Source organism: Ruegeria sp. S263, assembly GCF_056780525.1.
Genome location: NZ_CM165558.1, coordinates 2,289,065 through 2,309,636, shown reverse-complemented (window position 1 = coordinate 2,309,636; position 20,572 = coordinate 2,289,065). Strand labels below are relative to the sequence as shown.

Here is a 20,572-nt window from a genome sequence, read left to right as displayed (position 1 = left end):
CATCCTCACTTATTTGCGCGGTTTTCGATCAGGTCTTCAACCACCGATGGATCAGCCAGCGTCGAGGTGTCACCGAGCGAGCCAAAGTCATTCTCGGCGATCTTGCGTAGGATACGGCGCATGATTTTACCCGAGCGGGTTTTTGGCAGACCTGGCGCCCACTGGATCACGTCCGGCGAGGCAATCGGTCCGATCTCGGTCCGTACCCAAGTGCGCAGTTCTTTCAGCAGATCATCCGAAGGCTCACGATCATTCATCAGAGTGACATAGCAATAGATGCCCTGACCCTTGATTTCATGGGGATACCCGACCACAGCGGCTTCAGCCACGGCAGCGTGGGCAACCAGCGCGCTTTCCACCTCGGCGGTGCCCATGCGGTGCCCCGAGACGTTGATTACGTCGTCAACACGTCCGGTGATCCAGTAATCGCCACCCTCGTCACGACGGCAGCCGTCACCGGTGAAGTAATAGCCTTTGTAGTCCGAGAAATAGGTCTTTTCGAACCGCTCATGATCGCCCCAGATGGTGCGCATTTGCCCGGGCCAACTGTCCTTGATGCACAACACACCCTCGACCCCGTTGCCTTGGATCTCGACACCCGACTGCGGGTCCAGAACCACGGGCTGCACACCAAAGAAGGGCTTCATCGCCGAGCCGGGCTTGGTCGCATGTGCGCCGGGCAGGGGGGTCATCATGTGACCGCCAGTTTCAGTCTGCCACCACGTATCGACGATCGGGCATTTACCCTGGCCGACCACGTCATTGTACCAGTTCCACGCTTCTGGGTTGATCGGTTCACCCACCGTGCCCAGCAGGCGCAGGTCGCTGAGGTCGTGCTTTTCAACAAACTCTTTGCCCTGACCCATCAGCGCGCGGATCGCGGTAGGGGCGGTGTAGAATTGGTTTACCTTGTGCTTGGCGCAAACCTCCCAAAAGCGGCCTGCATCGGGATAGGTCGGGACGCCTTCGAACATCAGTGTAGTCGCACCGTTGGCCAGTGGGCCATAGACGATATAGCTGTGGCCGGTAACCCAGCCCACATCCGCTGTACACCAATAGATGTCGCCGTCGTGGTAATCGAACGTCACTTCGTGAGTCAGCGATGCATAAACGATGTAGCCGCCAGTGGTGTGTACAACACCCTTGGGCTGACCTGTCGAACCAGAGGTATAGAGGATGAACAGCGGGTCTTCGGCATTCATTTCCGCCGGGGCGCAATAGTCATTCGCCTCAAGCGCCATTTCGTTGTAGTCAAAGTCGCGGCCGCTGATCCACGTGGTCTGGCCGTTGGTGCGCTTGACCACAAGGCATTTAACAGTGTCCTTGCAGTGCAGCAGCGCCGCATCGGCGTTGGATTTCAGCGGGGTCTTGCGGCCTCCGCGCGGCGCTTCGTCTGCTGTGATGACAACCTTCGCGTCGCAGCCATTGATCCGCGCCGCCAGAGCGTCCGGCGAGAAACCTGCAAACACAATAGAATGGATCGCGCCGATCCGCGCACAAGCCAGCATCGCATAGGCTGCTTCGGGGACCATCGGCAGATAGATCACCACGCGGTCGCCTTTGCGCACACCCATCGACTCGAGGATATTTGCCATCCGGCAGGTGCGACGGTGCAGTTCCGAATAGGTGATATGCTGGGCCGCGTCATTTGGATCATCCGGCTCCCAGATGATCGCTGTCTGATCGCCGCGTGTTTCAAGATGGCGATCCAGACAGTTGGCTGAAACGTTCAGCGTGCCATCAGCAAACCAGTTGATTCCGACCGAGCCGAAATCATAGCTGACATCCTTGACCTGGGTGAAAGGTTTGATCCAATCGATACGCTTTCCCTGCTCGCCCCAAAAGGCGTCGGGATCGTTGACGGAGGCTGCGTACATTTCGGAATATTTGTCAGCATCGACATGTGCACGCGCAACGGTTTCTGCGGATGGCGGATAAACATTGGCATCTGCCTGGGCAGCGGTTGTCATTCTGAGGCTCCTCCCTCTAGGACTGAAATTTACGGGCCCGATTTTGCCTGCTGATTTGGCAATGTCGACCCGCATCCTCCCGGTACCGAATAATACGGAGAACTGAAAACAAGGGAATAAATTACAGAAAACTAAAGATTAGTTTGTAAATAAATTTCTGTGCATCTCGGAAAACAGAAAATGAATTTAAAAATTTTTCCTAAAAATATTTCAAAAACAGATAATTAGTTGTAATTGAATTGACGTGTAAAAGCTGACATCTGAACCATAGGCAATAGGTATTAGAAAATCATCTTTTGGTTGTTAGCGCCCAACAGATTCGAGGAACAAGAGGATGTACTGTGTGCCGGGGGTTGGCACGTTCAAATGTTGGCGCTAGCTTTGTTCCCAAGCGCCCCGGTAGGAGGCGCAACAAAGGGAGAAATCATGATGAATAAGATGTTGAGCGGTGCCGCCGTCGCCGCTTTGACCGTTGCTTTCGTGTCCGAAGCCGCAGCAACCGAATGGAGCGCCTCGGTTTGGGGCAAGCGCCGCGCCTTTACCGAGCATGTTGAGAAGCTGGCCGAACTGGTCAGCGAAAAGACAGGCGGTGAATTTACGATCAATGTCAGCTATGGCGGTTTGTCCAAGCCACGTGAAAACCTGGATGGGATCGAGATAGGAGCCTTTGAAATGGCTCAGTTCTGCGCTGGGTATCACCGCGACAAGAACCGGGCGATCACGGTTCTGGAGCTGCCGTTCCTGGGCGTAAACACGTTGGACGAAGAAGTGGCCGTCAGCCATGCCGTTTACGACCATCCAGCAGTCCAGGATGAGATGGCCCAGTGGAACGCGCGCATCATCATGACCTCGCCGATGCCGCAGTATAACCTTGTTGGCACAGGCGATCCGCGCGCAACCTTGGCGGATTTCGATGGAATGCGGGTACGTGCGACGGGCGGTCTGGGACAGGCATTCGAGGCCGTTGGCGGCGTACCGACATCGGTTCCCGCGACCGAGGCGTTCAATGCAATGGAATCAGGTGTTGTTGACACTGTTGCATTTGCCCAGCACGCACACCTGTCCTTTGGAACCATTAACGAAGCAGACTGGTGGACCGCAAACCTGAACCCCGGCACTGTTAACTGCCCCGTTGTTGTAAACATCGACGCGTATGAGGCACTGCCGGCCGAGCACCGTGAAGCGCTCAACAGTTCGATCGACGAGGCGATTGAACACTACCTTGCCAACTATGGCGGGCTGTTGGAGCAGTGGGACGGCGTTTTGTCCGAAAAGGGCGTTGAAAAGGTCATGATCGACGATGCGGTGATCGAAGAATTCCGCACAAAGGCCGCCGATCCGATCCGTGAACAGTGGATTGCTGACATGTCTGCGCAGGGTCTGCCTGCACAGGACTTGTATGATCTGGTTCAAACCACGTTGCAACAGCAGCGCAGCGGAAACTGATCTGCATGTTCCGGGTGCCTGGCAGGGCACCCGGATACCAATAATAAACAAGGGGATCACCGGAATGGCAGGACAGGCCACGGTGCTGGAAGATGGCAGTCGCCTCAGCCGGCTTGATCACCATCTGCTTAGGATAGAGCGGTTTCTTGCCCTGATAAGCGGCCTCGCTGTCTTTGGCCTGATGGTTCTTGCGGTTGTGTCAGTCAGCGGACGCAACGCATTCAACGCGCCTTTACCCGGCTATGTGGACTGGATCGAACAGGCCATGCCACTGATTGCGTTTCTTGGCGTGTCTTTCGTTCAGCGTGACGGGGGACATATACGTATGGATATCGTGATCTCTCGCCTGCACGGTCGGGCGCTTTGGCTGTTCGAACTGATCTCGGTCGTCCTTATCCTTGTGTTGATGCTGGCTCTTGTCTGGGGAAGCTGGTCGCATTTCGACCGCTCATTCGATTTCGGCGCACCATTGTGGAGCCGCGACAGCTCGATCGACATTGGTATCCCGCTTTGGCCTGCAAAACTGTTGGCACCTGTCGCGTTTTCTGTGCTGTGTGTGCGTTTGGTCCTGCAAATCTGGGGATATGGGCGGGCCTTTATTCTTGGGTTGGAAAACCCCGTGGCCGTGCCCTTAATTCAGGATGCCGCCGCGCAAGCCGCAGCCGAAGCCGAGCAATTTGAGGGGCAGGACGAGTAGATGGACAGTATTGACATCGGGCTCTGGGTCACCGGTGGCCTGCTTGTATTGGTCGTCACAGGTATGCGCGTGGCCTTTGCTGCTGGTCTGGCCGGATTGGTGGGGTTGGTTTGGATTTTCTGGGCCAAGTTCGGTTACGACCCGGACCGGTTCGGCAAGGCTCTGACGGTTGCCGTCAAAACGGCGGGGCAGGTGCCGCATTCCAAAGTCGCAGCCCACACCCTTAGCCTGATCCCGACTTTCATCCTGATCGGGTACCTTGCTTACTATGCAGGCCTGACCCGCGCATTGTTTGAGGCGGCCAAGCGTTGGGTCGCCTGGGTGCCGGGAGGGTTGGCCGTATCGACCGTATTCGCGACGGCGGGCTTCGCGGCTGTATCCGGCGCCTCGGTTGCGACGTCAGCAGTATTCGCACGCATCGCGATCCCCGAGATGCTGAAGGTCGGGTACAACAAGCAGTTCGCCGCGGGTGTGGTTGCGGCTGGCGGAACTTTGGCGTCATTGATCCCACCCTCTGCGATCCTTGTGATCTATGCCATTATCGTTGAACAGGACGTTGGAAAGCTCCTGTTGGCCGGTTTCATTCCGGGCGCGTTCTCGGCCGTGGTCTATGGATTGCTGATCGTGGGGATTGCGGTTGTGTTCAAGTCCGTTGGCCCACCGGTCACCGGCTTTACATGGAAACAGCGTTTTGCCGCGCTGCCGGGTGCATTTCCGATCGTGGCCGTGATCCTGATAATCATCTGTTTCGTCTATAACCCATTTGGTGAAAAAGCATGGGGCACACCGACCGAAGGCGGAGCAATCGGCGCATTTATCGTGTTCTGCTTCGCTCTTTTCCACGGGATGCGCTGGACCGAGCTGAAGTCCGCACTGCTCGAGACTGCAAAGCTGACTGCGATGATCTTTTCGATCATCTGGGGCGTTCTGATCTACGTGCGTTTTTTGGGATTTGCCGACTTGCCGGGCGCTTTCTCGGATTGGATCACCGGGTTGGAAATGTCCCCGATGCTGATCCTGATTTGTATCCTGCTCGCCTATGCGGTGCTGGGGATGTTCATGGATGCCATCGGGATGCTCTTGCTGACCTTGCCGGTTGTTTACCCGGCGGTCATGGCGCTGAACGGTGGCGAGACTGTCAGCGCAGCAGATAGTGCTTTTGGCATGTCTGGGCCGATGTGCGCCATCTGGTTTGGAATCCTTGTAGTCAAGATGGCCGAGTTCTGCCTCATCACACCACCGATCGGTTTGAATTGCTTTGTTGTTGCAGGTGTACGCCCAGACCTGAGTGTTCAGGACGTTTTTAAAGGGGTGACCCCCTTCTTTGTCGCAGACGCGGTCACTATCGCATTGCTTGTCGCGTTCCCGGGCATAGTTCTCTATCTTCCGTCGCTTGCCAGTTAGCAGTTTGTATTTTGCGAGGCTCTGCCTCGCGCTCCGGGATATTTTTGGCAAGATGAAGAACGGATCCCGCACTTCATCTGGCTCTAAATATCCCGGGGAGTCGCCCGCAGGGCGGCGGGGGCAGCGCCCCCAATCAACTTGCTCGCATCAACATTCCGTACAGGTCGCGCGGATCGTCAGGGTCAGCCAGCATATCGAGCGGCTCGTAGAAATCTGTCCCGTCGATTGCGGTTTTGATGTAGCGCAGGGCCGAGAAATCCTCGATTGCAAAACCGACACTGTCGAACAGGGTGATTTGTCGGTCGTCGCGCCGACCCGGAGCTTGCCCAGTTATGACCTGCCACATTTCGGTGACGGGGTGATCCTGATCAAGCGCCTGGATTTCACCTTCAATGCGGGTTTGTTCAGGATATTCGACGAAAATCTCTGACCTTAGCAGGATATCCCGGTGCAACTCGGTTTTGCCGGGGCAGTCGCCGCCGATGGCGTTGATATGAACGCCGGGGCCGACCATGTTATCGGTCAGAATTGTTGCGTATTTCTTGTCGGCGGTGCAGGTGGTGATGATCTGAGCACCCTCAATGGCGTCTTCAGGCGTTTTGCAGCAAACGACCGTCAGGCCAGATGCCTCGAGGTTCGAGGCGCATTTCTGAGTTGCATTTGGATCGGTGTCATACAAGCGTACCGTATCAATTTCGCACATTGCCTTGAAGGCCAGGCATTGGAACTCGGACTGCGCGCCATTGCCGATCATAGCCATCGATGTGGCCGATTTCGGAGCCAAATAGCTGCCCACAAGCGCAGAGGTCGCCGCGGTTCGCAATGCCGTCAAAAGGGTCATCTCGGTCAGCAATGTGGGATAGCCGGTATACACGTCGGCCAGCAGACCAAAGGCCGTGACGGTTTGCAGCCCTTCTGACGTGTTTTTGGGATGACCGTTGACGTATTTGAATCCGTAGGCTTCACCGTCCGACGTTGGCATAAGCTCGATAACGCCATGCGGTGAGTGCGCAGGTATACGCGGTGTTTTGTCGAAACTTTCCCACCGCTTGAAGTCGGCTTCAATCTGGGTCGCGATCTGCGTGATCATGCGCTCGACGCCGATGTGGTGTACCAATCGCATCATGTTGTCGACAGAAACAAATGGCACCAGTGCCTTGTCAGAAGGTTGTGTCATCAAAAACTCCGGGTCGGGCGGTCAAAGATTCGACGCCCCAGCAAAGAGGCGGCCAGATCGACCATCAGTTTTGCGGTTCTACCGCGTTCATCCAGAAAGGGGTTCAGCTCAACCAGGTCCAATGAGCACACAAGCCCGCTTTCGTGTAGAAGCTCCATAACCAGATGCGCTTCGCGTTCGGTTGCGCCGCCGGGAACGGTCGTGCCGACGGCTGGTGCGATCGAGGGGTCGAGGAAATCCACATCGAGCGAAACATGCAGGATTCCGTTTGCTGCCCGTACCCTGTCAAGGAATGCCATCAGAGGGGCTTTGATTCCATGTTCGTCGATGCTGCGCATGTCGGCCAGCATCGCGTTGTCTTGTTCAAGCCTTTGCCGCTCGGCTGGGTCAACAGAACGCAGACCGATCATGCCAACGCGATCGGTTGGAACTGGGATCGTTACCGCCGGAAAGCCATCAAAACCCGGCTGACCGGTGAAATAGGCGACAGGTGTGCCGTGCAGGTTGCCGCTGTCGGTGCTGCCGGGCGTGTGGAAGTCGCTATGCGCATCCAGCCAGAGCACAAACAGGGGTCGGTCAATTCCGTCGGCATATTCAGACATGCCTTTGACCGTTCCCATCGACAAAGCGTGGTCGCCGCCCATAAAGATAGGCAGTCCCTTCGCCGCGGTTTCTTGGGCGACGCGACTTAGCGCGTGCGTCCAGCCCACGCATTCCGGCAGGGCAAACAGGTGATCATGCGGCGGTATGTCAGTGTCGTCTGCACGAATGTCACCGACGTCCTGAACCGTATGTCCCAAGTTTGCCAGAGCCTGCTCCAATCCCGCTACTCGATAAGCGACAGGACCCATTCGACAACCTTGCCGGCGTTTACCCGCATCCATCGGAGCGCCGACCAATATTACGTTTCCTGTATCCATATTACTATCTAACCACTCGTTGCGGGTTGCGAATAGACTGCAAAGTGTTCAAAAAGATATCTGTCAATACAAAGTGAGAAGTAGTTATGGACGATTTGGATGGTCGATTGCTCAGTGCTTTGCACCGCGATGCCCGCGCGTCGCTGTCAGAGCTTGCCGAAACGCTGGGAGTAACGCGCGCGACAGTGCGCAACCGCTTGCAGCGCCTCAAGCAGTCGGGCGAAATCGTAGGGTTTACGGTGCTGACTCGGCAAGATGTGGCGCAAAGCCCGGTTCGCGGCTTGATGACGCTTGAGATCGAAGGCCGCGGCACCGAACGGACCATGTCGCGGATCGCGGCTTTGCCGCAGGTTCGAGCCGTGCATTCGACCAATGGAAGCTGGGATCTGATTGCGGAAATCGGGACCGAAACCTTGGCTGAATTGGATGAGATCCTCTTTCAAATTCGGCGGATGGAAGGGATCACCCGTTCTGAGACCAATCTGCTGCTCTCGACCCGCAAGGGGCGCGTCTGACGCCCGTAGTGCTTTGACGTTCAATGAAATTGTGCAACAGTTTCCCGGCGTAGTGATACGCACGAGTGACCATAATCGGGCCTGAGAGCAGGGGAACATTATGACGACGCAGGACACAGGCGAAGAACTGTGGGCGGTTCGCTGGGCCGAACGTGCGACAGGTTTTCTTGAGCGACCTCTGGTCCGTATCGCAATTCCGGTGTTGGTCACATTGATCGCGCTGGTCGTTTTGCATGAGTTGTCGTCGCATGTGAAATGGTCAGACGTTCAGACAGACGTGGCAAATACGTCTTGGAAGCTGATGTTCTTTGCCGTCTGCTGGACGGCATTCAGCTTTGTTTCCCTGTCCATGTACGACGTTTTTGCAGTTCAAAGCGTGGCGGATGGTGAAGTTCCCTTGCCCGTCGCGGGGATGGCGGGGGCGTGTGGCTATGCCGTGTCGAACTGTTTGGGCTTTTCCTACATCACGGGAACGGCGATCAGGTACCGCATTTATGCCTCACTTGGACTGGACCTTGGGCGGGTCGCGGGTGTTATCGCTACATCGTGGATAGCGTTCTGGTCAGGTATGGTCTTGTTGCTGGGCTGCCTGTTGACCCTTCATCCTGACGGGATTTCCAAGATACTGCCGATCAACGAAACTGTCGAAACCGTCATAGGTATCGGTCTTCTTATCGGCCTTGCGACGTTGTTGATCTGGCTGGCAAAGGGCGGGCGCAGGCTGGCCTATGGTGGGCTGGGGTTCAATCTGCCCGGTGGGAAATTGGCCGGATTGCTAACCCTCGCAGCCATTGGTGATCTGTTCGGAGCGTCCATGACGCTATATGTCCTGATGCCAGATGATCTGGGTATCGGTTTCCCGTTCTTTTTTGCTGTGTACATTGGCGCCATCGCGGTCGGTATTCTAAGCCACGCTCCGGGCGGGATTGGCGCGTTTGAGGCAACGCTGATCGCAGGGCTGGGGGCCTCGGGCCGCTCGGACGTCATTGCTGCCTTGTTGCTGTACCGGTTGGTTTATACGTTCCTGCCATTCGCTATCGCTAGCCTTTCAATCGCGGTCGCGTCTGCCTTGACGCATCGTCGCAGAATTGGCGGAGCCGCCACGTGGGTTTACCGCGTCCTACGCCCCATCGTGCCGATGGTCGCTGCGGGTGTGTCAGCCGTTGCCGGGGTGATCCTGCTTGTCTCTGGGGCGCTTCCGACCAGCAGCCAAAACCTTGGGGTCCTGCGGGATTTCCTGCCTTTATCTTTTGTCGAGGCGTCGCACCTTGCAGGAAGCGCGGTTGGCGTTCTGTTGATCCTTGTCTCGCGCGGGCTGTTCCGAAAACTCTATCGTGCTTGGATCGTGGCTATGCTGCTGATGGTTGCCGGCTTTTTTGCGTCACTGACCAAGGGCCTGGGTACGCATGAAGCCGTTAGTATGCTGGGTACAATCGGTTTGCTTGCCATGTTCCGGGGCGCATTCTATCGCGTCAGCGGTGCGTCGATTTTTAGGTTGAATATCCCGTGGCTTGTCAGTGTGATTGCCCTGCTGGCCGTCATTTTCTGGATTGGTTTGTTCGCCTATTCCCACGTGGAATATCAAAATTCCCTATGGTGGGAGTTCGCGTGGAACGGTGACGCCTCGCGTTTCCTGCGCTCCAGCCTGATTGTGGCGGTCATTTTGGGCGTGGTTGCCGTGAACACGCTGTTTGGAAGGGACATTCCACCACCAGTTCGCACCGAGATCCCCAAAGCGGTCGAACGTCTGGCGATGGAAAGCGAAGATACCGAGGCGCAAATCTCATTGACTGGCGACAAGCAGTTTTTGATGTCGCCCGAGGAAAACGCTTTTCTGGCCTACGCCGATACCGGCAATGCCCTGATCAGCAAGGGCGAGCCTGTCGGTGATGAAACCGCCGGTCAGCAACTGATCTGGCAACTTCGTGAAATGGCGGATCGTGAGGGCAAGCTTTGTGCGTTCTACAGTGTTTCGACCAAATACCTGCCGACCTTTCTTGATCTGGGTCTGTCGATTCTGAAAATCGGTGAGGTCGCGCGTGTGCCGCTGAATGACTTTTCCCTGGACGGAAAGTCGCGAAAACGCTTCCGTCAGGCCAAAAACCGGGCCGAGCGGGAGGGGTATGTGTTCGAAATCATCCCTAAAGAGCAGCTTGCACCGGTTCTGCCCGAGTTGCGGAAGATTTCCGATGATTGGCTCGCGCAAAAAGCAGGTGAAGAAAAGGGGTTCGCCCTCGGTGGGTTTGACGACGAATACCTTTCATATTTTGACCATGCGGTTCTGCGTAATGGGGCGACGGGTGAAATCGTTGCGTTTGCCAATCTGTTTCAGGGTGGTCACAAATCTGAACTGTCGCTGGACCTGATGCGGTATGAGCCCGACAGTCCCAGCTTTGTCATGGACGCCCTGTTTGCCGAGATGATGTCTTGGGGGGCAGAGCAGGGGTTCCAATGGTTTTCGCTGGGTGCCGCGCCGTTTTCAGGGATCGAAAACCGTCAGCTTGCCTCGATCTGGAATCGCATTGGCGGGTTCGTTTACGAACATGGTGAACAGTTTTATCACTTTGAGGGGCTTCGATCCTTCAAGCAGAAGTTCGATCCGGACTGGAGCCCGAACTATCTGGCCAGCCCCGGAGGTCTGGCGGCCCCCCGAATATTGTATGAGGTGAACATCCTTATCTCAGGCGGGTTGAGGGGCCTGACGAAATAGCGATCAATTCAGGCTGACCCCGGTGGGCGCTTCCTGCAGCAGTTCGCCCCAATCCGTGCGGTATGCCATTTCTGCCAATACGGTCTCGGGCAGGAATTCCTGATTCTGACGAATTTGCCAACCTCCGCCCAGCCCCTTGTAGACTGCGACCAGATTGCTGGAGACCTGCTGTCTGGCTTCGATCAAATTCGCCTGCGACTGCAACAGCACGGTTTGCGTGTTCAGAATGCGGGAATAGCTGGCAGCCCCATCGCGGTACTGATCCACCGCAATCTCAGCCGCCTTGCGTGAGGCAGCGACGCTGTTTTCATAAAAGCCAACCTGCTTGCGGGACTGAGTATAGGCGACCATCGCGCTTTCAACTTCGGAATAGGCCGTAAGGACAGTGTTCTGGTAGTTTGCGATAAGGGCTTGATAGGCTGCGTCCTGCGCGCGGACGTTGTTCTTGATCCGGCCATAGTTCAGGACGTTCCAGACCACCCCGGCATTGGCAAGCCCGGTCGTGCTAGCCGCCGAAAACAAATCGCGGCCGCCCGAAGCCTGCACTCCGATAGAACCCGACAGGATGAACTGTGGGTAAAGGTCCGCGAGAGCAATCCCGACCTGCGCCGATTGCGTAGCTGCCGCCAATTCAGCCGCACGCACGTCCGGGCGGCGCCGCAAAAGCTCTGCCGGAACGCCAACAGATACATTGGAACGAGCGGACGGAATGCGGCCAGAACTTCCCAACAGGCCGGACATTCGTGACGGGGTCGCGCCCAGCAGCACCGCCAGCGCGTTCTTTGTTTGCTGCAAGTCGCTTTCGATTGCGGGGACCAGAGCCTTGGTGTTATTCAGCAGCGCTTGAGACTCCTGAACATCCAGCTCGGTCGTGACGCCGTTCTTGAACCGGAGTTCGGTCAGGTTCGCGCTTTCCTGCTGCAACTGAATGTTCTCACGTGCGACAGAGAGCGACTCTTGCAACGCTCGGATGTTGACGTAAAGCGCGGCGACATCGCCTGTCAAAGTAACCAAGGCGTCGTCATAGTTGGCGACCTGAAGCGCAAGGTTAGATCGTGCTGCCTGCACACCCCGCCGTTGCGCGCCCCAGACATCCAGCTCCCATTGTGCATCAAAGCCGACTTGCGAGGTCGAAAATTCGGTATCCAAAGGGATGATCCGGTTGATGTCCGAAATCGGCCCGAGATTTTCGCTGATTTGGCGCCGTTCGATAGAGCCGCCGATAGCCTGTGATTGCGGATAAAGCTCGCCAAACGCGATACCCAACTGCGCGCGGGCCTGCAAAACGCGGGCACCTGCCACTTGCAGGTCAAGGTTCTGGGCATAGGCTTCTGCGATCAGCTTGTTCAAGGTGGGGTCGTTGAATGTCTCCCACCAGCGGACCACGGGGGCGCTGCGCGAGGTCAAGCCACTGGGCCCTGTGCTTGGGCTGTTCACCTCGATCCATTCCTTCACGACCGGAGAGTTCGGCCGCACGAAATCGGGGCCAACTGGTGTGCACGCCACAAGCAAAGCTGCGCTTAGTGCTGTACCGATGATCCTGCTGCGGAAGTTGGCCCGGTTCATGGCGTGCGTCCTCAGATGTCCAGTGGTCGGATGAAGTTGGCGAAGGAATAAAGCCGGATATTGATGCGTCGCAGGAACTCAAAGCTTTTGCCCTGGCCTGTGTAGATCGCCACGGCTGCGTGCCCACCGGCGGGCAAAGTGTGGCCGTCGGGAAGATCGACCGTGATCTGCACCGCAATGCGACCCGGCAATTTGGGCAGTTCAAAACCGGGCAGGCGGCCGGATGGCAGGTATTGACCTTGGCGTGTGGCCCACCAGATCGCCTCGACCTTGCCGGTAAGGATTTCGCCCGGATACAGGTCCAACGCGACCTCGACCTCTTGACCGGGCTCAACAAATTTGAGGTTCTGCTGACGATAAGTCGCAAGAAGATAGGGGTTATCCTTGGTCACAAAGCTGGCGATCGCACCTAAACGAATATCCCCGACAACAAGACCGGGGCGCGCCTGTTGCGACACGATCATCCCGTCTTCAGGGGCGTATATCGTGGTGTTCTCAAGGAAGTACTCGGCCTTTTCCAACTGTGCCTGCGCTTGCAGGATGCCGGTATTCACCCCGTCGATTTGAGAATTCAGAGCAAGTTCCGCCTTTTCAAGGTTCGCTTCGGCCTCTTTGATCGACGCCTGGTCTTCGGTGACTTGTTCGTTCCAGCGATCCAACTCATCCTGTCGTGCGCCGCCTGCGGGAACAAGGTTTTCATACCGCGTTTGTTGCGTCAGCGAATAGGCAAGCTTGGCGTTCGCGCGTTCGACGGCTTCTGCGGCAACGATGACGTCCTGTTCAAGGATCTTCGCGTTCTGCTGTGCGGCAACCAATTGCGCGTTGGCTTCTTCAACTTCCAGCGAAAAAACGGTGTCGTCGAACCGGTATAGTGGGTCCCCTTTTTTGACCTCGGTGTTGGGTTCAACCAAAACCTCCGTCAGGATCGTCGGCTCGGTCAGGCGGGGGACGATCTGGATGGTCGAACGGACAACATGGCTGTCGATGGAAAACGGTTGAAAGAACCGCAAAGCAACAAGGAAGATCAGCAGCAGGTGTGCGCCCACCCAAAAGGACACGATGCCCCAGGCGATGTTGAAGCGCAGCCATTGCATTTTGAAGAAAATGAACCAGACGAAAATGATGTAGAAAAGCGTAATGCCGAGGGCGACAAACATGGTGTTTCAGTTCCTTTGGCTTAGCTTTTCTGCGTCTCGTCAAGGTCAAGCGGATCGCGGTATTCGTCGGTCAGTGTTCCGCCCAACCGCTTAATTTCTTTGCGCACGGCGTCCCGTTCATCGTCTGGCATACGGCGAATATCGACGGTTGTTCCATCGTGGAAGGCCCAGATAAAGGCGTGAACCCAAGGCACGATCGCCAAGAACCCCATCCAGCCCATGATCTTGACCGCCTCGGCATGAGGATGGTTTCGCTTGATCGCGATACGGCCGGGCAGCCCCATCAGGAACAGGAACAATCCCATAACCGCAGCAAGCAGCAATATCAGTGAAAGAAATGTCAGGTAGTCATAGTAGCCCAGCGGCTGCCCCAATAGTCCCATGCTCGTGCCTCCTTGAGGGACGGTTGACCCATCCTCAGTTGTTGGTCCCCAGTTCGTCAATCAGTTTGTAGTCCGTCGGCGGGTCAGCGCAGATGCCGGGGCCGCATTCCAGCAGGGTCGAGATTGCGTTCAAGGCGGCCAAGCCCAGCATTATGAAGAATGCAGCCTTCGCCAATGTGCTGCCACCGAACCGAGGCTGATCGGATGTGTCGTCAGCATATTGCCGGTCGAACATCAGCATGATGGCAGTTCCCAGCAAGATCAGGAAAAAGCAGATCGCTGCCCAAGTGTAGTAGTGGTAACCCAGTACGGGTGAGCCGTAATGCCCCGTACCCGGCACGATATGCAGCAGTATTTGCCTGACCGAAACGCTGATACCAAAGAGCGCGGCAATCAGCATCAGCGCATAATGTCTGGGCCGCGCGCCGTACAAAAGGTTCAAACCCAGCCCAACCCCAACGGCGACAAAGCCAACGCGTTGAAGCAGGCAAAGGGGGCAGGGCAGTTCGTACAGGGTCAACTGATAGATGTAGGCCAGAAGCAAAACCAGACTGACGGCCAGAGTGCCAAGGGCGTTCAGGTTTCGGGACAGATCAGGTGTCATCGCAGCCCCCTATAGTTGAATCGTCAATTGGCTGGTTGCATGGAACTTGAACCAGTAGACACTCATCGCAAGGGTGATGAAAAACAGCACATTGGCCGCTGTGGTCAATCGAAAGTAATTCAGCCCCATGGTGGCAGTAAGCAACGCAAACAAAAGCGCGATCATGGCCCGTACCCTCCCTGCCGTGCAACGATTGCAATATGTTGTGATAGTGTCAGGCTAAGTCGCACCTGACAAGAACGGGTTTTAGAATAAGCCCCAAATACGGGAATGCAGCGCCTCACTGACCTATATTCAGCCGTGTCTGCCATTCCGCACATTTGTGCTGAAGATCACCAGTCACCGGTAAATCTGTATAGAAAACATCAACCTCAGCGAGTGAAGCTATCCTTGCCGGAGCGGTTCTTTGGAACTTGGAATGGTCCGCTACCAGCAATGTCTGTCTTGCTTGGGCGATGATTGTCTGGCTGACCCGAACTTCCTGAAAGTCAAAATCCAGCAGATCGCCTTCTGCATCAAGGGCGGAACACCCAATCACCGCATAGTCGAATTTGAACTGTTCAATTGTCGATATCGTCAGGTTTCCGACCAAGCCCCCATCTGACCTACGCAGGACGCCCCCGGCGACCACGATCTCGCAATCCGTGTTTTCGACAAGGATATTCGCAACGTTCATGTTGTTCGTCACAACCATCAGGTCCTTATGGTTCAGCAATTGGCGCGCAACCGCTTCGGTCGAGGTGCCGATGTTCATGAAAAGGGATGCGCCATCTGGGATGTCTTGTGCGCAGGTTTGCGCGATGCGGGTTTTTGTATCCGCATTCAGCGCACGGCGGTCTTCATACCCAATGTTCGAAACACCCGATCGCAACACAGCCCCGCCATGCACGCGGTCCAGTTTTCCCATATCCGCAAGCTCTGACAGGTCTCTGCGAATGGTTTGCACGGTGACATCAAAGGTTTCGGCCAGCTCCTCAACCATGACGCGCCCGTCCTGCTTGGCGATTTTCAGGATGTCAGACTGGCGGAATGAAAGTGACACGGGCATCTCCAACTGTACTGCGTATTCGTTTTTGTTCGTTTTTGGTGAAAATGCAAGGGATTGGAGTAGGATTTGCATTCTGATTTGCAGTAATTATGGCGTTTGGCGTGTCAAATACGAATAAAAACGAAAATCAACGTTGACGAACCGAGCGTCTGCCGGGTTAATGGCGGCGAATATGCCGGCAAGGGGAATCGACTGGATATGGCTGGGCGCAGCGAAGAGGTTACCGATCTTTTTATCATCGGTGGGGGGATCAACGGATGTGGTATCGCCAGGGATGCGGCAGGGCGTGGATTGTCTGTTGTGTTGGCCGAGATGAACGATCTGGCTTCGGCTACATCTTCGGCCTCGACCAAGCTGTTTCATGGCGGCCTGCGGTATCTTGAGTATTTTGAATTCCGGCTGGTCCGCGAAGCATTGGTCGAGCGCGAAACCCTGTTGCGAGCCATGCCGCACATTAGCTGGCCGATGCGATTTGTGCTGCCCTATCACGAGGATATGCGGTTTGAATCGGATACGCCGACGTCACGCTTGCTAAGTACTGTCATGCCGTGGATGCGCGGAAGGCGACCGGCGTGGCTGATCCGCTTGGGCCTGTTCATGTATGACCACCTTGGCGGGCGGAAAATTCTTCCGGGTACAACCTCATTAAACCTTCGGACCGAGGTAGAAGGTGGCCCCCTTCAAGACAGGTTTGAAACGGCTTACGAGTATTCGGATTGTTGGATCGAAGACTCGCGGTTGGTCGTCCTGAACGCCCGCGATGCCGAGGCCCGCGGTGCTCAGATTTTGGTTCGGACCAAAGTGATGTCGGCCGAACGAGTAGATGACCTGTGGAATGTCACAATCCTCGACGAAATCAGCGGCGACACTCGGATGATACAGGCGAAGATGCTGATCAACGCTGGAGGTCCATGGGTTGGCGACATCATCCAGACCAAAATCCGTGTGAACTCGCGCGAGGGCGTGCGGCTGGTTCGCGGCAGCCATATCGTGACCCGCAAATTGTTCGACCATGATAAGTGCTATTTCTTTCAGGGCGAAGATGGCCGCATCATCTTCGCTATCCCTTACGAGCGTGAATTTACCCTGATTGGCACCACAGATCAGGATCATCCGAACCCCTCTGAACCGCCGGTATGCACCGAGGCCGAGCAGGATTACTTGTGCGCCTTTGCGTCGAAATATTTCAAAACGCCTGTTACGCGGGAAGACGTCGTTTGGACATATTCCGGCGTGCGTCCGCTTTATGATGACGGGGCCAGCAGCGCCACGGCCGCCACACGGGACTATACGTTGAAGGTGGATGCGCAGGGTGGTGCGCCAGTATTGAATGTGTTTGGTGGAAAGATCACCACCTATCGCCGCTTGGCCGAAAGCGCGCTTGAAAAGGTTGCTGAGCATTTTCCGCACCTGCCGGGGCCTTGGACGGCTGGCGTCGCACTTCCCGGCGGTGACTTTCCGGTTGACGGTGTGCAGGAACTGATTGCCGGGTTGGAAGCTGATTATTCCTTCTTGAACAGGGAGTGGGCAGAGCGGCTGGTGCGCGCCTACGGCACCGATGCTCGGGGCATTCTTGCAGACGCCAAAAGCGCCAGTGACTTAGGCCAAGAGTTTGGTGCGACACTGACTGAGCGCGAGTTGGAGTGGCTGGCCGATAAAGAATACGCAAGAACCGCCGAAGACGTTGTGTGGCGGCGCAATAAGCTTGGGTTGAAGCTGACCACAGACCAAATCGACCAGATCGGGCGATGGTTGGACAAGCGGCAAAGATCAGCTTTGTAGATCCTCTACACTCTAAAAGGCCCCACTGTTTCAGCGGGGCCCTTTTTCAATGTTCAGGCTGTTTTTTCAGACGGCCCGGGATCGTTCTTGGTGCCTTTCAGCCACTCTCGCAACCCTTGTAGCAGCGCGTAGAGGACCGGAACAACAATCACCCCGACCAATGTCGCCGCCAGCATCCCGCCAAACACTGCGACGCCGATTGCCTTCTGACTGGCTGCACCCGCTCCGTTTGCGGCCAAAAGGGGCACAACGCCCAGCAGGAAAGACAGGGCAGTCATCATGACCGCGCGGAAACGCTGGAACGCAGCTTCGGCTGCGGCTTCTTTGATCGGCAGACCGTTTGCGCGCTGTTCCATTGCGAATTCGACGATCAGAATACCGTTCTTGGACGCAAGCCCCACAAGCATGATCATCCCGATCTGCGTATACAGGTTGATGTCGCTGCCTACGATAGCCACCGCAGCAACGGCCCCGAACAGGGCAACCACCACGGATAACAGGATAGAGACCGGCAGCGTCCAGCTTTCGTATTGCCCGACAAGGAACAGATACCCAAACAGGATTGCCAGTCCCAAGATCACGATGACCAATCCGCCAGACGCAAGCTGTTGCTGCGCTGTGCCGGTCCATTCGAAGGCATACCCAGGGGGCAGGGCGGTCGCGGACTCTTCGGTCATTGTATTGATCGCATCCCCGGTTGATAGCCCTGCGGCTGGAACTGCTGTTACCGTCGCGGACCGGAACAGGTTGTGGCGTTTCAGCAGAACCGGCCCAAGCACGTTCTCAACATCAACCAGTGTTCCAAGCGGCACCATCTCGCCCTTGGTGGAGCGCACATAGAGGTTCGAAATATCCTCGACGTTGTCGCGATAGCTTCCGTCGGCCTGGATCATCACGCGGTAGACCCGCCCAAACAGGTTGAAGTCATTCACGTAATACGACCCCAATTGCGCCTGCATGGTCTGGAAGACTTCGGCCACCGACACTTGCAGCGTCTTGGCTTTCTCACGGTCCAGATCAACAAACAATTGAGGCACGTTTGCCCGGAAGGTGGTGTAGGCCTGTGCGATCTCGGGCCGTTGGTTGGCTGAGTACACAAAAGAGCCCACGGCAGATGCCAGATCCTGAGGTGAGCCGCCGCCGGTTTGCTGGACTTCCATCTCGACGCCCGCCGACATGCCCAAACCTTGAATAGGCGGTGGGTTGAAGGCCACGATCGAGGCTGCGGATTCGCCATTTGCGATGGCCAGTACCTTGCCCAAAATCGCATTGGCGCTCAGGTCGTCTTCCTGACGCTCATCCCAGTTGTCCAGGTTCACAAAGATTGCGGCACCGTTGGTGATCGTTCCATTCAGCAGCGAGAAGCCGTTGATCAGAACCGTGCTTGCGACGCCCGGGATTTGGCGAATTTGGTCGTCCACGCGGCTCGAGACCGCCTCGGTGCGTTCAAGCGTTGCGGCGTCGGGCAACTGGATGTCAACGAACAGGTAGCCGTTGTCCTCAAGCGGGATAAAGCCGCTCGAAGTTTTTGACATGATTGTTCCTGTTCCCATCGCAAGGGCAACAACGATCCCCAAAGCGATGACCGGCAGGATCAGCAGCTTGCGCACGATCGCGACATAGCCGGACCGAACCGTGCCAATGAACTTTTCGAACAGAGCCAGCAACCCCTTGGGCGGGCCAGAGCGGGCGCGCAGAACAAGTCCGCACAAAGCCGGCGACAACGTAAGGGCGTTGATCGACGAGATGACCACAGCCGTCGAAATCGTCACGGCGAACTGAGAGTACAGCCGCCCTGAAATTCCGGGCATGAAGGTCACAGGTACAAACACCGCCAGCAGAACCAGCGTGGTTGCAATCACCGGCCCGGTGATCTGCCCCATGGCCTTGCGGGTCGCTTCTGCCGGGGGCAACCCCTCATCCGCGATAATGCGTTCTACGTTTTCCACGACAACAATGGCGTCGTCGACCACAATCCCGATCGCAAGCACCAAGGCGAACAATGAGATCGTATTTAGCGACATTCCAAAGGCCAGCAGAAACGCGAACGTCCCGATAAGCGAGACAGGGATCGCAACGGCAGGAATAATAGTTGCGCGCCAACTGCCCAGAAACACGAACACGACCGAGATCACCAGAATGAAGGTCAGGATCAAGGTTGAGACAACGTCCTTCAGAGATTGCTCTACAAAGTCGGTGGTGTTGAACGGAACCTGATATTCCACATCCGTCGGGAACGAGCGGGACAGGCGCTGCAGTTCCGCCTCAACCCGCTCGGATACGGCAAGTGCGTTCGCGCCGGGGGCCTGATAGATGCCGATAACGGTCGCGGGGACGCTTTGGAAATAACCTGAGGCGGCGTAGTATTCAGCCCCCAACTCGACCCGAGCGATATCTTTGACGCGGACGATCGAGCCCGCTTCCCCGGTCCGAATGACAATGTCACCAAACTCTTCCGCCGATGTCAGTCGACCCTTGGTTTTGATCGTATATTGGAATGTCTGTCCCTTCGGTACCGGCGGGGCGCCGATCGAACCCGCAGACACCTCGACGTTTTGTTCGCGGATGGCGCTGATCACATCGCCGGGTGTGATAGACAGCGCAGCCATCTGATCCGGGTCCATCCAGATCCGCATAGCGTATTCCAGATTGGTCAGAACATCGGCCTTACCAACCCCCTGAACCCGTGCCAGCGCGTCTTTCAGATTGATAGAGGCATAGTTCGACAGGAACACGCTGTCATATGTACCTTCGGGCGAAGTCAGCGTGACCAGCAACAGCATGTTCGTCGACGCTTTTTGCGTAACCACCCCCGATGATGTCACCTCGGCCGGCAGCGACGACATGGCCTGCGCAACGCGGTTTTGCACGTTCACGGAGGCGATATCCGGGTCGGTTCCGACTTCGAAGGTAATATTCAGCGAATAGCTTCCGTTGTCCGAGGAGGTCGACGTCATGTAAATCATGTCGTCCACGCCGTTTACCTGCGCCTCGATCGGGGCGGCTACGGTATTTTCAACAGTCTCGGCATTGGCCCCGGTGTAGGTTGTCGTCACACTGACCACTGGGGGCGTGATGTCGGGGAACTGGGCGACCGGCAGGACCATATAGCCAATGGCGCCCATAATTGTGAGGACAAGCGAAATAACAAGGGCCAGCTTTGGCCGGCTGATGAACAGGGCTGAGAACATGG

At 56.3% G+C, this 20,572-nt stretch carries 16 protein-coding genes; 6 read left to right on the top strand and 10 right to left on the bottom strand.

The features are described from left to right. Window positions 1-5 precede the first annotated feature (5 nt). Window positions 6-1,970 carry an acetate--CoA ligase gene (gene acs, locus ACT2B1_RS11485; protein WP_481667768.1) on the bottom strand — a complete coding sequence of 655 codons (1,965 nt, stop codon included), beginning with the start codon at window positions 1,968-1,970 and terminating at the stop codon, window positions 6-8. A gap of 429 nt (window positions 1,971-2,399) precedes the next feature. Here acs and dctP point away from each other — a divergent pair, with 429 nt between their 5' ends. From dctP to ACT2B1_RS11470, 3 genes are all read left to right on the top strand, one after another. Next, on the top strand, window positions 2,400-3,416 hold the full coding sequence (dctP, locus tag ACT2B1_RS11480) for a TRAP transporter substrate-binding protein DctP (protein WP_171123582.1): 1,017 nt from the start codon (window positions 2,400-2,402) through the stop codon (window positions 3,414-3,416). A gap of 64 nt (window positions 3,417-3,480) precedes the next feature. Next, the gene (locus tag ACT2B1_RS11475; RefSeq protein ID WP_171122984.1) at window positions 3,481-4,113 is read left to right on the top strand and encodes a TRAP transporter small permease subunit; all 633 of its coding nucleotides are present in this window, start codon (window positions 3,481-3,483) and stop codon (window positions 4,111-4,113) included. Next, window positions 4,114-5,517 (top strand): TRAP transporter large permease, encoded by a 1,404-nt coding sequence (locus ACT2B1_RS11470; RefSeq protein ID WP_171121170.1) that lies wholly within the window; start codon window positions 4,114-4,116, stop codon window positions 5,515-5,517. A gap of 133 nt (window positions 5,518-5,650) precedes the next feature. Here ACT2B1_RS11470 and ACT2B1_RS11465 read toward each other — a convergent pair whose 3' ends face one another. Continuing rightward, on the bottom strand, window positions 5,651-6,694 hold the full coding sequence (locus ACT2B1_RS11465) for an ornithine cyclodeaminase (protein WP_481667767.1): 1,044 nt from the start codon (window positions 6,692-6,694) through the stop codon (window positions 5,651-5,653). Beyond that, window positions 6,694-7,614 carry an arginase gene (gene rocF / locus ACT2B1_RS11460; RefSeq protein ID WP_481667766.1) on the bottom strand — a complete coding sequence of 307 codons (921 nt, stop codon included), beginning with the start codon at window positions 7,612-7,614 and terminating at the stop codon, window positions 6,694-6,696. Before rocF ends, ACT2B1_RS11465 begins: the two co-directional genes overlap by 1 nt. An 86-nt stretch (window positions 7,615-7,700) precedes the next feature. Here rocF and ACT2B1_RS11455 point away from each other — a divergent pair, with 86 nt between their 5' ends. After that, a complete protein-coding gene (locus ACT2B1_RS11455; protein ID WP_171121173.1) occupies window positions 7,701-8,129 on the top strand; it encodes an Lrp/AsnC family transcriptional regulator in 429 nt (142 codons plus the stop codon). Between the two features lie 100 nt (window positions 8,130-8,229). Next, entirely contained in the window at window positions 8,230-10,839 is a 2,610-nt protein-coding gene (gene mprF / locus ACT2B1_RS11450; RefSeq protein ID WP_481667765.1) for a bifunctional lysylphosphatidylglycerol flippase/synthetase MprF, read from the top strand. 3 nt (window positions 10,840-10,842) lie between these two features. Here the strand turns inward: mprF and ACT2B1_RS11445 are convergent, their stop codons facing one another. The 6 genes from ACT2B1_RS11445 to ACT2B1_RS11420 all read right to left on the bottom strand — a co-directional run bounded on the left by ACT2B1_RS11445 (window position 10,843) and on the right by ACT2B1_RS11420 (window position 15,591). After that, complete coding sequence (locus tag ACT2B1_RS11445; RefSeq protein WP_481667764.1) at window positions 10,843-12,405, bottom strand: efflux transporter outer membrane subunit; 1,563 nt, start codon at window positions 12,403-12,405, stop codon at window positions 10,843-10,845. Between the two features lie 11 nt (window positions 12,406-12,416). After that, window positions 12,417-13,562: an HlyD family secretion protein gene (locus ACT2B1_RS11440; protein WP_171121176.1), complete on the bottom strand. Its 1,146-nt coding sequence runs from the start codon at window positions 13,560-13,562 to the stop codon at window positions 12,417-12,419. 20 nt (window positions 13,563-13,582) lie between these two features. After that, window positions 13,583-13,945 (bottom strand): DUF3302 domain-containing protein, encoded by a 363-nt coding sequence (locus ACT2B1_RS11435; RefSeq protein WP_171239400.1) that lies wholly within the window; start codon window positions 13,943-13,945, stop codon window positions 13,583-13,585. A gap of 34 nt (window positions 13,946-13,979) precedes the next feature. After that, window positions 13,980-14,549, bottom strand: coding sequence for a disulfide bond formation protein B (locus tag ACT2B1_RS11430; protein ID WP_171239399.1), 570 nt, complete (start codon window positions 14,547-14,549; stop codon window positions 13,980-13,982). A gap of 9 nt (window positions 14,550-14,558) precedes the next feature. Continuing rightward, complete coding sequence (locus ACT2B1_RS11425; protein WP_171121178.1) at window positions 14,559-14,714, bottom strand: DUF5993 family protein; 156 nt, start codon at window positions 14,712-14,714, stop codon at window positions 14,559-14,561. 115 nt (window positions 14,715-14,829) lie between these two features. Beyond that, window positions 14,830-15,591 (bottom strand): DeoR/GlpR family DNA-binding transcription regulator, encoded by a 762-nt coding sequence (locus ACT2B1_RS11420; RefSeq protein WP_481667763.1) that lies wholly within the window; start codon window positions 15,589-15,591, stop codon window positions 14,830-14,832. Window positions 15,592-15,795: 204 nt separating this feature from the next. On the opposite strand from ACT2B1_RS11420, the gene glpD reads away from it, so the two are divergent. After that, complete coding sequence (gene glpD / locus ACT2B1_RS11415; RefSeq protein ID WP_481667762.1) at window positions 15,796-17,379, top strand: glycerol-3-phosphate dehydrogenase; 1,584 nt, start codon at window positions 15,796-15,798, stop codon at window positions 17,377-17,379. A gap of 53 nt (window positions 17,380-17,432) precedes the next feature. On the opposite strand, the gene ACT2B1_RS11410 is transcribed toward glpD, so the two are convergent. Beyond that, complete coding sequence (locus tag ACT2B1_RS11410; RefSeq protein WP_171121181.1) at window positions 17,433-20,570, bottom strand: efflux RND transporter permease subunit; 3,138 nt, start codon at window positions 20,568-20,570, stop codon at window positions 17,433-17,435. Window positions 20,571-20,572: the final 2 nt, after the last annotated feature.